We start from the raw sequence: 11,958 nt of genomic DNA, 5'->3' as shown, positions 1-11,958 counted from the left end.
TGCGCGCGGGTACGCGGAGAAGAAAGCTAGGTCAGTCCTGCGCCCGCAATTGCCGCATGTACTCGCGCGGCGATTTCCCGGTGTGCTGGCGGAAGCAGCGGTAGAACGCCGAGAGCGAATTGAAGCCGGCGGAGAAGGCCATCTCGTCGATGCGCTCGGGCAGCGGCGGGTGCAGTTGGCCGAGCAGGTGCTGCAGGCGCGTCTGGTTGACGTACTGGTAGAAGCTCAGGCCCATCACTTGGTTGAGCAGGTAGGAAATCTGGTTGCGGGTGTAGCCGGTGGCGCTGGCCACCTGGCTCAGGTCGAGGTCCGGGGCGAGGTAGGGCTGGGCCTTGCGGAAGTAGTCTTCCAGGTCGTTCGCCAGTTGGCTGAGCTGCCGCGCGGAAAGGCCGAGGCGGCTGGTCGCGGTGCGCGAGTCGCCGCTCTGCTGGCGCGTCGCGCTGCCTTCGCGCACCAGCGAGGCGTACTCGTTGATCCGCCAGATCAGGCCGTCGCGCACGGTGATCGCTTCGCTGGAGTGGAACACGGCGAGGCTGCCGCTGAAGGTGATCGCGGTACGGTACTGGATGAAGGCGGTGTCGCCGTCGACGCGGATGCGGTCGATGTGGTCGAGGAATTCGTCCTGCCGGCTGGGCATGGTCGCCTTCACGTAGTCGCGCAGGTCGGCAAGGCCCATCCGCAGGTTCTGGAAGAAGTCGTTGTACTCCACCTCGGGATGGTAGAGCGCGAGCACGGCGTCGAGGTCGCGGCGCTTCCAGCTATGGTGATAGCGCAGGACCACGTTGCGGGTGCTTTCGGTGAGATGGCTGTCCGCCGGCGGGAGATCGTTCGACTGCATGGCTCGTCATGATGCCGCAGAGCGCGGCGCCAGGGTAGGGGAGGCGATTCCTGTCTGCGGACCCGCAGACAACCGGCGCCCCTCCACAGGTCCGGGCAATCCGGTTAAATCTTGCACAACGAGCGGCGACACTCGCCGTTCGACTCGAATGGGCGCGGTCCGACGGGCCGTTCCCGAAAGCAGTCAGGAAGCAGAACAATGAAAACATCCGCCCCGTTGCTCAGTACCCTCGCCATCGCGATCTCCCTTTCCGCCGGCGCCGCCCAGGCCGAAACGGTGAAGATCTACAACTGGTCCGAATACATCGCCCCGGAAACCGTGCCGAACTTCACCAAAGAGACCGGTATTCAGGCGAGCTACGACGTCTACGACAGCAACGAGACGCTGGACGGCAAGCTGATGACCGGCAAGTCCGGCTACGACATCGTGGTGCCGTCCAACCACTTCATGGCCAAGCAGATCCAGGCCGGCGCGCTGAAGAAGCTGGACAAGTCCCAGCTGCCGAACTGGAAGAACCTCAACCCGGTGCTGCTGAAGGCGCTGGAGGTGAACGATCCGGGCAACGAGCACGGCTTCCCCTACCTGTGGGGCACCACCGGCATCGGCTACAACCCGGCCAAGGTCAAGGCGGTACTCGGCGACAACGCACCGCTGGATTCCTGGGACGTGTTCTTCAAGCCGGAGTACATGGAGAAGCTGAGCAAGTGCGGCGTCGCCGTGCTGGACAACGGTCCGGAACTGCTGCCGATCACCCTCAACTACCTGGGCCTGCCGCATCACAGCAAGAGTCCCGAAGACTACAAGAAGGCCGAGGAAGCGCTGGGCAAGGTGCGGCCGTACATCCGCTACTTCCACTCCTCGAAGTACGTCAGCGACCTGGCCAACGGCGAGATCTGCATGGTGGTCGGCTTCTCCGGCGACGTGCTGCAGGCCGCCACCCGCGCCAAGGAAGCCAACAACGGCGTGGAAATCCAGTACTCGACGCCGAAGGAAGGCTCGCCGCTGTGGTTCGACATGGTCGCCATGCCGGCCGACGCCCCGGACGAGAAGGCCGCCTACGCGTTCATGGACTACCTGCTGCGCCCGGATGTGATGGCCGGCATCAGCAACTCGGTGCACTACGCCAACGGCAACCAGGCGGCCGATCCGCTGGTCGACGCGGCAATCAAGGCCGACCCGGCGATCTACCCGCCGCAGGACAAGATGGCCAAGTTGTTCGCCCTCGAAGCCATGCCGCTGAAGATCGACCGCGTGCGCACGCGCATCTGGAACACCATCAAGACCGGCAAGTAAGCCCGCCGCGCGGTCACGGATAGGAGGCCCGGGTGGGTTGCCGCTCCGCCACGGCGCGCAGCGTGCGCAGGGTCTCCATCGGTGCATCGACCACGAAGCTGTTGGACAGCCACGGCGGCACGCTGCCGCCGGGCTCGCCGCGCATCTGGTAGATCACCTCGGTGGTGCCGTTGCTGCGCGGCGACATCGTCCATTGGCCGATCAGCTCCGGCACGCGAATCTGCCCCTGCACCGGCGGCATGTAGCCCGGCACTGCGTTCAGGCTGCGGACCAGTCCGCCATTGTCGGTGCGCTGGGTGTTGACGTGGATGACCATGTCGCGCGAGATGACCGGCCACGGCAGCTGGAGTGTCATGTAGACCCAGGTATCGTCGCCGTCATTCTTCAGCAGGCGCAGTTCCTTGCAGGCGTACAACCACTTGCAGGCGACCCGCAGGTTTTCCTGCAGGTCGTTGAGGGTCTGCACGTCGGCCTTGATATCGATGACGCCACGGAAACTCTTGTACTTCGAGCCGGGCACGTCCTTCAGATAGACCTTGATGCCATCTTCGTTCTTCGCCAGTTGCCAGTCGTCGGCAACCGCTCCCCCGCAAATCCCCATGCTTGCGACGAGCAGGATGGCCAAACGTAGCGTGCCGTTCATGCTGTAACTCCTGCGGCTGAGCGAGAGCCTGTGGCTCGTGGAGTCCGCCTCCCTACTTTACGTCGATTCCGCGCCCGCGATGACAAGCAGTTGCTGGTCATTGATGAAGCGTAGCGGTTGTTGATGGGGGCGTAAGGGATTGGCCGTCTGCCTGGACGTGCTGCCCATGACCTCCGTCCAACTGCCGAGGCGGCAACCCTGTCATGTGCTTCGCCACACATTTGCGAGTCATTTCGTGATGGACGGGAGCCTCATTGTCACGCTGCAGAAGGTTATCGGGCACGCTTCCACGTCGATGTCCCTGTCGCAGGAGCATTTTGCCGAAACGGCTCGACTGGTTGATCCATGCCAGGGGCAGTCCACGGGCTGCTCCTGAATGAATTGACCTATAAAATTTACAGGCTGTTAAACTATGCATCAGTTGCCAATGTCGTTGGCGGACCTGGAGCGATTGATTCACCAGATCGCCCAGGACTCTTCCAATGTGCGTTTCACCGTGCATTGCCAGGAACGTCTGGCTCAACGGGGCGTGACCTTGCTTGAGGCCCTGCGCTGCCTGCGTCGGGGAAGCATCCAGCGACCTCCGGCGTTCAACGCTGACAAGGGTTCCTGGGAGTTCAGGATGAGCGAAGCACCACCCCGCGATATCGTCTGCCTGGTGGGCGCCATCTGTCTCGATCCGCTGACGCACCAGGTCGTGGCGATCACTGTTTGGGAGGTCTGATATGTACGAATACAAAGCCTGCGGTCTGGAAGGCATCTTCCTGAAGAACGGTTACCTCGTGGAGCAGACACCCTATGGCGAAACGGTGTCCATTGCCGATCTGGAAGGGCTTCACCGTGCCATTGCCCTGGATATCGTTCGTCAGCCCCGCCCGATGACTGGCCACCAGTTCCGCTTCCTGCGCAAGGAGCAGGACATGGTGCAGGAGGAGGTGGCAGCACTCTTCCGTGTCGATGTGCAAACCATTGCCAACTGGGAAAAGCGCGGTAAGAACGAGATTCCCGGCCCGGCGGATATTGCCATGCGTGCCTTCTACACCACATATCTGGATATGCAGTTCCAGAGAGTGATGGTCGCCGTCGGCGCGCAATCTGATGAAAGCGCCACCTTCGCCCTGGAGAATGATCACTGGATCGAGGCAGAGGCTGCCTGACGACCGAGCTCCCTGTTCGTTCGCCGCTCGATACTTTCCGAACCCCAGAAACGCAAAGCCCCCGAAAACTCAACGCTTTCAGGGGCTTTACTGGGAATTCTGGAGCGGGCGAAGGGAATCGAACCCTCGTCATGAGCTTGGGAAGCTCAGGTAATGCCATTATACGACGCCCGCTTGGGGGTGCCTTTTTACCAGAAGGCGGGGGCTTAGTGAAGCCTTGGTAGCGCGGGCCGGGGGCGAGTTTTGGTCCGGCGGGAGGTATGAGGGGCCTTGCGTCCTGGCTCGGCCCCTGTCAGGCGGTGGTCATGGAGGTCAACCGGCCATTGCGGCGAGCGGCACGCCCTGGGATACCGGCACGTAGCTGGGCGTGATCACCGGCTGGCGTTGCGGGCGGAGGAAGCCCAGCAGCGCATCCCGGGTGTCCAGCCAGCCCTGCTTGGTTTCCACATCGATGAAGTGTCCGGCGTTGCTGATGGTGCGGAATTCGCAATCGCGAATCAGCTGCTGGAACATCCGGGCGTCAGCGGCGGTGGTGTAGGCGTCCAGTTCGCCGTTGACGAACAGCAGCGGGATGTCGATGTTGGCGAAACCGTCCATATAGCTCTCGGAGCTGAGCTTGAGCACCTGGCAGATGTGGAAGTGCATTTGCAGGTACTCGTGCTCGTCCAGACTGCTGCAGTGGCGGAAGTTGTAGCGCTTGAACAGGTTCGGCAGGTAGCGGCCGATGGTGTCGTTGACCAGGTTGCCGACGTTGGTCCGGTCGCAGGCGGCCAGGTAGTCCAGCCCGCGATGCAGGTAGTCGAGCATGGCGGCGTTGAACACCGGCGAGAAGGAGTTGATCACCGCCTTCCTGATGCGGCTCGGGCGCTGCGACAGGGCCAGCAGGGTAGAGACGCCGCCCCAGGAGAAGGACATCACCACGTCGACGCGGAAGTGCTCGATCAGTCCGAGCAGCAGTTCGGCCTCGTACTCCTTGGTGATGAATTCCTTGCACGGGTTGTGCGGTTTGGAGCGGCCGGCGTATGGCTGGTCGAACGCCACGACGTTGAAGTGCGGCTGCAGGTATTTCACCGTTTGCGCGAAGGAGGCGGTCGTAGACAACGAGCCGTTGACCAGGATGATGGTCTGGCGGGCTTCCCTGTTGGCGTAGAACTCCGTGTAGATCTTGTGATCATGAATCTCGACGATGGCGGTTTCTGGCCTCATGTCGTTTCCTCCGGACGCAGCTCAAGTAATGCACCCAGCAAATGGATGCGAGAGGACTACCAGGCAGAGGAAAGCGCCTTGAGGTGACAGCTTCGTGTCACGTGGCGAAGTTTAATAATTTCTTAATTTTCAGGCGGTTAGGATATCAAAAGGTCTTTGCCGAATGCGTAGGCGCAGCCGGCTCGGTCTCTTGATCTGGGCAGGGAAGGGACAGCGCGGAACGCTGTAACCGCGGAAAAACTTTCTTGGACGTTGCGTATGACTCGTTGGTCACACTTGGCTCAAAGTTAAGCAGTTCTGCCCTATCGCTGCAACCTGCATTTTTCGTGCGTGAATGCGAAATCCGACGAAATGCAGCTTCCAGCGGCGATTCTCCGGCACGTTGCCAAATGCCGATTACACTTCGTTGAAACGCAAAGAGTTCTCCTGCTCGATTGCATTCGGGGGACGAGCCACCCACCGCTCGCCCCCGGGCTCTGTACCGCGAGCGAGCCGGCTCCATGGCTCGGTATCCGTCGCTTTCAGGATTGCTGTCCCCATCAGGCACATGGCTGTCGTGGCGCCGGGGAGTGCCTGATGGACGGTCTCTCCAGGCCGTGCGCATGGCCGGGATCGTGCATTGCAATGACCGCCGGAGGCAGCGGCGAATCTTCCCGACAGTGTTTTCCGCAACGTATCGATGGAAGGGGCTGGTGAAATGAAGCTATGTAGACGCGGTATTTCGCTCCAGCCCCTGGTCGCCGGGGCCATCATCCTGAGCATGCTGGTGTTGACGGGGGCCCTGCTGATCCAGGGCTATCGCGGCATCCAGGGTGTTCTGGTGGCGGCCGCCGGCGAATCCGCCAGCCAGCTCGGCGCCACCATCAACGAATGCATCCGGCGTCTGATCGACCCGGCCGAAGGGACCCTGCGGCTGCTGACCCACGATCCGATTTCCAGCAGCAAGAACCTGCCGGACCGCCTAGAGCGCCTGCCCGTGCTGGTGGAGAACCTGCGCTCCAACCCGACCCTGAGCGCCGTCTATATCGGCTACCCGAACGGCGAGTTCCTGCTGGTGCGCGGCCTGCGCGACGAAGAGCTGAAAAAGAGACTGGAGGCCCCGGAAAAGGCCGGTTACCTGGTGCAGAGCATCACCATCGACGCCCTCGGTCGCTCCCACGGCGAGTGGCGTTACTACGACAAGGACCTGCGCCTGCTCGGCGCCCACGACAAGGCCGACTACCGTTTTGACCCCCGCCAGCGCAAATGGTACAGCGATGCCCACGAGCACGACCGCACCGTCCTGACCCTGCCATACGTGTTCTACACCACCCGCGAAATCGGCCTGACCATGGCGCGGCGCAGCGTCGACGGCGGCGCGGTGATCGGCATGGATGCCTCGGTGCACGACGTTGGCAGCGAGATGGGCAGCCTGCGCAAGACTGCCGGCACCGAGTTGGCACTGGTCGATGGCCGGGGCACGGTGATCGCCTATCCGGACCTGGACCGGCAGATGGTCCAGAACGAGGATGCGGTTCGCCTGGCCACCCTCGACGAACTGGGCGTGGCCAGCCTGAAACGCCTGGCCGGCCTGAGCATTCCGGCCGGCAAGCCGCAATGGTTCGAGGAGGCCGGGCGGGAGTGGTACGGCATCTGGGTACCGCTGGCCGACTTCGCTTCCGAGGAAGTGCGCGTGCTGATCGCCATTCCCTCCGACGAACTGCTCGCCGGCGCCCGCCAGGTTCTGTGGCACCAGGCCCTGTGGGGGCTGGCGGTGCTGCTGGTGCTGCTGGCGATCGGCTGGTACTTCGGCCAGCGCATTGCCCGGCCGCTGACCACCCTGGCCGAACAGGTCAGCGCGCTGGCTTCCTTCGACTTCGCCCGGCCGGTGGGGGTGGAGTCGCGGATTACCGAGGTGCGCGACCTCAGCCGGGTGCTGCACAGCATGTCGCGCACGATCCACAACTTCCAGGCGATCACCCTGACCCTGAGCCGAGAAACCCGCCTGGAGAGCATGCTCGACGGGGTTCTCTCGCGCCTGGTGGAGGCCACCGGCGTGCAGGGCGGCGCGGTCTACCTGCTGCAGGAAGAGGATTCGCGCCTGAAACTGGCCTGCTCGGTGAGCGGCGAGCAGTACCCGCAGTCGATGCTCATCGAAGGCTTCGCCGAGGAGCAGCTGGAGAAACAGGTCGCCCAGGCGCTGGCGCGGGATGGTCATTACCTGGCGGTTTCCCTGCGCAACCGCAGTGAGGAGCTGCTCGGCGTGCTGGTCCTGCAGTTGCAGGAAGAGGGCTGCCACGGCCGCAAGCCGTTCAACCGCTTCGTCGAGGAGCTTTCCGGCGCCGCCGCCGTGGCCATCGAGACGCGCCAGTTGATCGAGGCCCAGCAACGCCTGCTGGATGCGATCATCAAGCTGCTCGCCGACGCCATCGACGCCAAGAGTCCCTATACCGGCGGGCACTGCGAGCGCGTCCCGCAGCTGGCCGACATGCTGCTGCAGCAGGTGATCGACGCGAAGGACGGCGAGTATGGCGCCTTCGGCATGAGCGACGCCGAGCGCTACGAGTTCCAGATCGCCGCCTGGCTGCACGACTGCGGCAAGATCACCAGCCCGGAACACGTGGTGGACAAGGCGACCAAGCTGGAGACCCTGTACAACCGCCTGCACGAGATCCGCACGCGCTTCGAAGTGCTCTGGCGCGACGCCGAGATCGCCTACTGGCGCGGCCGCATCGAAGGGGGCGACGAGGCGACCCTGGCCGCTCGCCGCGATGCCCGGCACAAGGCACTGCTCAACGACTACGACTTCGTCGCCCGGGCCAACATCGGCGGCGAGTTCATGAGCGACGAGGATGTCGAGCGCCTGCGGCGGATCGGCGAACAGCGCTGGTGGCGGCATTTCGACAATCGCGTGGGCATTTCCTACGAGGAAACCGAGCGCCTGCAGAGCGTGCCGGTGCCCGAACTGCCGGCGCTGGAATACCTGCTCGCCGACAAGCCCGAGCACCGCGTGTCCTGGGGCGAGCGCAAGCCGCCGGTGGACAAGCACGATCCGCGCAATATCTGGGGCTTCGACATGCGCCTGCCGCCGTGCGCCAGCAACTTCGGGGAGCTGTACAACCTCAGCGTGCGGCGCGGCACGCTGAACGAGGAGGAGCGCTTCAAGATCAACGAGCACATCGTCCAGACCCTGATGATGCTCACCACGCTGCCGTTCCCCAAACACCTGCGCCGGGTCCCGACCATCGCCGCCAGCCACCACGAGAAGATGGACGGCAGCGGCTACCCGCGCCGCCTGACCCGCGACGACATGAGCATTCCCGAACGGGTGATGGCGATCGCCGATATCTTCGAGGCGCTGACCGCCGCCGACCGCCCGTACAAGGCGCCGAAGACGCTATCGGAGTCGCTGCGGATCCTCGCCTTCATGGCCCGCGACCAGCACGTCGACGCCGGGCTGTTCCGCCTGTTCCTCACCAGCGGCGTGTATCGCGTGTACGGAGCGCAGTTCCTCGCGCCGAACCAGCTGGACGACGTCGATGTGGCGGAACTGCTGGCGATGCTCGAACCGGAAGTGGTGGGGCACCGACATTGGGGAAGTGCGTGAGGGGTGGCCCGCTTCCGGGGATTGCTTCACGCTAAGGTTCTTCCGCGTCGACTCCGTAGGGCGGGTGAAACCCGCCATCACGCCCACGGATTGGCGGGTTGCACCCGCCCTACATACCGATACGCACCCGCCGCCTTTCAGCGACGAGCGAGGTCGGGGGACAGGGTGCTGTTGCGCGCCATCACCGAGCAACTGCTGCCGGCGAGGAATTGCGAGGTTTTCAGCCAGTCCTTCTGCGGGTAGTAGGCGAATACGTAGCTGCCGTTCTGCAGCGTATCGATCAGCCTCTGCGCGACCGCCGGACGCACCGCTGGGCAACCCTCGCTGCGGCCGAGCCGGCCGAGGGCGGGCACGACTTTCGGATCGGCATAGGCGGCGGCGTGCATGACGATGGCGCGGTCCATGCTGTTGTCGTTGAAGCCCGGTTCCAGGCCCTGCAGGCGCAGCGAGCGGCCATGCTTGCCGCGATAGGTCTCGCCGGTCTGGTACAGCCCGATGGACGACTGGTAGCTGTTCACCCGGTTGGAGAACGAGGTGGCCAGGTCGTCGCCGCTGTTCTTGCCGTGGGTCACCCACTCCTCGAAGAGCAACTTGCGCTGGCGCAGGTCGAACACCCACAGGCGTTTGTCGCGGGACGGTTTCGAGTAGTCGATGACGGTCAGCAGCTCATCGGAACCGCCGAGGCGGGCGCTCGCGCACTGGTAGGCGTTCAGCGCCAGGCGCAGGGCGGAGAGGCTGCTGGCCGGCGCCAGGCGATGCAGTTCCTCGGCGCTCGGCAGTTGGCCGGCGTGCGCCGCTTTCCAGCCGCCGAGACTGAAGAGCGCGGCGCTGGCGATGGTGATCCGGAAGATCCCCCAAAATTTTCTGATTGTCGGCATGAATGCAACGTTCCCATGGAGTTCGTGTGGTTTTTTCAGGGAAGTGAAGCATTGTGCGTGATTTTTGATCAGTCCGCTGCTTGATTTTTAACCGTTTCCTGCGTCACTGGTCGGTTATTCGTGCTGATGACCGTGAAATCAGGATTGCTGCGCATCTCGCGGATCGATGGCAGGTCGGTGATCACCAGGGTGCTTCCGATATCCATCGCCATCAGCAGGGAACGCAGGAACTGGCGGTCCATGCTGAACTTGCCGAGCTGCTCCGCAGGCGACAAACCGTGCTCCGGATTGCTCACCTGCACTGTTGTCCAGCGTAGTACAGGATTGTCGCTGTCGATCTGTTCCGGGCCGGGCTTCTGCAGCAGGGAGAAGGCCGCTACACCGGTCTTCTCCTGCGGATTGTCGAAGGCCACCGGCGCCGAACCGATCTGGATGCCGCCCCGATAGACGTAGGCGCGGTGGTCGGCACGGCTGATCAGCACGGACAGCGGGCCCTGCTCGGCACCGGGATCGCTCCAGAATGGCTCTATCGGAGAAGTGTGCGGACCGCCCGGCCGGCCATCGCTGACGGTCGGGGCGAGCAGGCCGGGATGATAGACCTCCACCGGCGAACTGGTGGCATCGGAAATGATCACCGTGGTCGAACTGAAGCCGGTGACCGCGTAGAGCTTCTTGGCGAAGGCCAGCGGCAGGCGGATGCAGCCGTGGGAGGCGGGATAGCCGGGCAGGTTGCCGGCATGCAGGGCAATGCCGTCCCAGGTCAGGCGCTGCATGTAGGGCATCGGTGCGTCGTTGTAGAGGTTGGAGCGGTACTCGACCTTCTTCTGCAGGATGGTGAACACCCCGGTCGGGGTGTCCTTGCCCTTCTTGCCGGTGCTGACCGTGGCGATGCCGATGGCGATGCCGTTGCGATAGACGAACACGCGCTGCTCGGTGAGGCTGACCACCAGGGTGACCGGGCCCTGCGGGGAGATTTCCGGATACCACAGGTATTGCCCGGGCTTCAGCGACTTCACGGCCTTGCGCAGGTCGCTGAGGGGCGAGGCCTTGTTCGGCGAGGCAACGGCCAGGCTGGCAGCCAGTCCGAAGGCCAGAGCGGTCAGCAATCTCTTCATCGTCACCTGTCCTGCGGGGCGCGGTTGTTAAGGCAGCTTAACTGCGAGTTGTGACTCTGCAAACTATCCGACTTCGGCCCCGGCGCAGGGTGGACAACGCTCCGCTTGTCCACCGCCTTTCGTGATTCGAAATGGGCGGTGGAAAAGGCTTCGCCGTTTTCCACCCTACGGCTTGCCGCACCTTGTAGGAGCGGGCCATGCCCGCGAAATTCCGGCGCCGCCGATGTCGCGCGCATGGCGCGCTCCTACAGGGGCTGTCAGCCGAGAGCGTTGATTTCCGCGGCGGTCAGGGACCGGTATTGTCCGGGCGCCAGGGCCGGGTCGAGGCGCAGGCTGCCCATGCTTTCGCGGTGCAGGCGCGTCACCTTGTTCTGGAAGTGGCCGAACATGCGCTTGACCTGGTGGTAGCGGCCTTCGTGCAGGGTCAGCCGCGCCGCGCGCGGGGCGAGGATGTCCAGTTGCGCGGGGAGGGTGGTGAGGTCTTCGAAGCGGAAGTACAGGCCCTGGGCGAAGGTGTCCGCGTAGTGCGCCTCGATTGGATCTTCGGTCTCGACGTAATACACCTTTGGCAGCTTGCGCCCCGGCAGGGTCATGCGCCGCGACCACTGGCCGTCGTTGGTGATCAGCAGCAGACCGGTGGTGTTGTAGTCGAGCCGGCCGCCGATGTGCAGTTCGTGCTTGTCCGGCTCGTCGAGCAGGTCGAATACGGTGCGGTGCTCGGCGTCGCGGGTGGCGCTGACGCAGCCCTGCGGTTTGTGCAGCATGAAGTAGCGCGCCGGCTTGCCAGCCTGCAGCGTTTCGCCGTCCAGTTCGACGCGGCTGAACTCGCGTACTTCGTGGCGAGCATCGCGCACCGCTTCGCCATCCACCCGCACACGGCCTTCCGCCAGGGCGCGGAGGGCGTCCTGGCGGTTGAGATGCGGCAGATTGGCGAGGAAGCGGTCGAGGCGCATCAGTCGTTTTCGGGCGGCAGATTGGCGGCGCAGCGCGGGCACAGGCAGGTCCGGTTGCGCTGCTCGGGTGAAATACGTTCCAGCGCGGCGGGATCGACACGGGCCTCGAAACACCAGCACGACTCGCCCTGGCGCTCGGGATCGGCCTGGGTGCAGCGGTTGCTCTGGCCGCAGAGCGGGCAGCGGGTGGGGTCGAGGGTGTCGCTCATGTCGGTGGCGGGTGATTGCGCGGGGCGCATAGGGTGGAGCGCTCTGCGCCTCGCTGCAAGGGCTTTCGGACCGTGGGATC

11 protein-coding genes and 1 tRNA gene are annotated in these 11,958 nt (G+C 63.9%); 4 read left to right on the top strand and 8 right to left on the bottom strand.

Going from position 1 to position 11,958, the window contains the following annotated elements:
* Positions 1 to 31 precede the first annotated feature (31 nt).
* Positions 32 to 775 carry a helix-turn-helix domain-containing protein gene (locus tag JFY56_RS18980; RefSeq protein ID WP_208315623.1) on the bottom strand — a complete coding sequence of 248 codons (744 nt, stop codon included), beginning with the start codon at positions 773 to 775 and terminating at the stop codon, positions 32 to 34.
* A 261-nt stretch (positions 776 to 1,036) separates the two neighbouring features.
* Between JFY56_RS18980 and JFY56_RS18975 the strand changes: the two genes are divergently transcribed.
* Positions 1,037 to 2,131, top strand: coding sequence for a polyamine ABC transporter substrate-binding protein (locus tag JFY56_RS18975; protein WP_208315591.1), 1,095 nt, complete (start codon positions 1,037 to 1,039; stop codon positions 2,129 to 2,131).
* Positions 2,132 to 2,144: 13 nt separating this feature from the next.
* On the opposite strand, the gene JFY56_RS18970 is transcribed toward JFY56_RS18975, so the two are convergent.
* Positions 2,145 to 2,774, bottom strand: a complete 630-nt coding sequence (locus JFY56_RS18970) for an START domain-containing protein (RefSeq protein ID WP_208315590.1) — start codon at positions 2,772 to 2,774, stop codon at positions 2,145 to 2,147.
* Between the two features lie 412 nt (positions 2,775 to 3,186).
* Between JFY56_RS18970 and JFY56_RS18965 the strand changes: the two genes are divergently transcribed.
* Together JFY56_RS18965 and JFY56_RS18960 are read left to right on the top strand one after the other, a co-directional pair.
* Positions 3,187 to 3,498 (top strand): DUF4258 domain-containing protein, encoded by a 312-nt coding sequence (locus JFY56_RS18965; protein WP_208315589.1) that lies wholly within the window; start codon positions 3,187 to 3,189, stop codon positions 3,496 to 3,498.
* A 1-nt stretch (position 3,499) separates the two neighbouring features.
* On the top strand, positions 3,500 to 3,931 hold the full coding sequence (locus JFY56_RS18960) for a helix-turn-helix domain-containing protein (RefSeq protein WP_208315588.1): 432 nt from the start codon (positions 3,500 to 3,502) through the stop codon (positions 3,929 to 3,931).
* 100 nt (positions 3,932 to 4,031) lie between these two features.
* Here JFY56_RS18960 and JFY56_RS18955 read toward each other — a convergent pair.
* Positions 4,032 to 4,105: transfer RNA gene (locus tag JFY56_RS18955), tRNA-Gly, on the bottom strand.
* A 138-nt stretch (positions 4,106 to 4,243) separates the two neighbouring features.
* Entirely contained in the window at positions 4,244 to 5,137 is an 894-nt protein-coding gene (locus JFY56_RS18950; RefSeq protein ID WP_208315587.1) for an alpha/beta fold hydrolase, read from the bottom strand.
* 697 nt (positions 5,138 to 5,834) lie between these two features.
* On the opposite strand from JFY56_RS18950, the gene JFY56_RS18945 reads away from it, so the two are divergent.
* Positions 5,835 to 8,723: an HD domain-containing phosphohydrolase gene (locus JFY56_RS18945; RefSeq protein WP_208315586.1), complete on the top strand. Its 2,889-nt coding sequence runs from the start codon at positions 5,835 to 5,837 to the stop codon at positions 8,721 to 8,723.
* A 137-nt stretch (positions 8,724 to 8,860) separates the two neighbouring features.
* Here the strand turns inward: JFY56_RS18945 and JFY56_RS18940 are convergent, their stop codons facing one another.
* The 4 genes from JFY56_RS18940 to JFY56_RS18925 all read right to left on the bottom strand — a co-directional run bounded on the left by JFY56_RS18940 (position 8,861) and on the right by JFY56_RS18925 (position 11,878).
* Complete coding sequence (locus tag JFY56_RS18940; protein WP_208315585.1) at positions 8,861 to 9,601, bottom strand: murein L,D-transpeptidase catalytic domain family protein; 741 nt, start codon at positions 9,599 to 9,601, stop codon at positions 8,861 to 8,863.
* Positions 9,602 to 9,669: 68 nt separating this feature from the next.
* Positions 9,670 to 10,716 (bottom strand): L,D-transpeptidase, encoded by a 1,047-nt coding sequence (locus JFY56_RS18935; RefSeq protein ID WP_208315584.1) that lies wholly within the window; start codon positions 10,714 to 10,716, stop codon positions 9,670 to 9,672.
* 257 nt (positions 10,717 to 10,973) lie between these two features.
* Entirely contained in the window at positions 10,974 to 11,669 is a 696-nt protein-coding gene (locus JFY56_RS18930) for a pseudouridine synthase (protein ID WP_208315583.1), read from the bottom strand.
* Positions 11,669 to 11,878: a cysteine-rich CWC family protein gene (locus JFY56_RS18925; protein WP_208315622.1), complete on the bottom strand. Its 210-nt coding sequence runs from the start codon at positions 11,876 to 11,878 to the stop codon at positions 11,669 to 11,671. Before JFY56_RS18925 ends, JFY56_RS18930 begins: the two co-directional genes overlap by 1 nt.
* Positions 11,879 to 11,958 lie beyond the last annotated feature (80 nt).

This window comes from Pseudomonas schmalbachii (assembly GCF_017589465.1).
Classification (GTDB): Bacteria; Pseudomonadota; Gammaproteobacteria; order Pseudomonadales; family Pseudomonadaceae; genus Pseudomonas; species Pseudomonas schmalbachii.
This window is presented reverse-complemented; position numbering and strand designations above follow the sequence as displayed.

What these genes read in the sequence shown, in the direction of transcription:
- JFY56_RS18970 (WP_208315590.1), bottom strand. Translation starts at nt 2,774, where the DNA reads ATGAACGGCACGCTACGTTTGGCCATCCTGCTCGTCGCAAGCATGGGG.
- JFY56_RS18935 (WP_208315584.1), bottom strand. Translation starts at nt 10,716, where the DNA reads ATGAAGAGATTGCTGACCGCTCTGGCCTTCGGACTGGCTGCCAGCCTG.
- JFY56_RS18960 (WP_208315588.1), top strand. Translation starts at nt 3,500, where the DNA reads ATGTACGAATACAAAGCCTGCGGTCTGGAAGGCATCTTCCTGAAGAAC.
- JFY56_RS18975 (WP_208315591.1), top strand. Translation starts at nt 1,037, where the DNA reads ATGAAAACATCCGCCCCGTTGCTCAGTACCCTCGCCATCGCGATCTCC.
- JFY56_RS18930 (WP_208315583.1), bottom strand. Translation starts at nt 11,669, where the DNA reads ATGCGCCTCGACCGCTTCCTCGCCAATCTGCCGCATCTCAACCGCCAG.
- JFY56_RS18940 (WP_208315585.1), bottom strand. Translation starts at nt 9,601, where the DNA reads ATGCCGACAATCAGAAAATTTTGGGGGATCTTCCGGATCACCATCGCC.
- JFY56_RS18945 (WP_208315586.1), top strand. Translation starts at nt 5,835, where the DNA reads ATGAAGCTATGTAGACGCGGTATTTCGCTCCAGCCCCTGGTCGCCGGG.
- JFY56_RS18925 (WP_208315622.1), bottom strand. Translation starts at nt 11,878, where the DNA reads ATGAGCGACACCCTCGACCCCACCCGCTGCCCGCTCTGCGGCCAGAGC.
- JFY56_RS18950 (WP_208315587.1), bottom strand. Translation starts at nt 5,137, where the DNA reads ATGAGGCCAGAAACCGCCATCGTCGAGATTCATGATCACAAGATCTAC.
- JFY56_RS18965 (WP_208315589.1), top strand. Translation starts at nt 3,187, where the DNA reads ATGCATCAGTTGCCAATGTCGTTGGCGGACCTGGAGCGATTGATTCAC.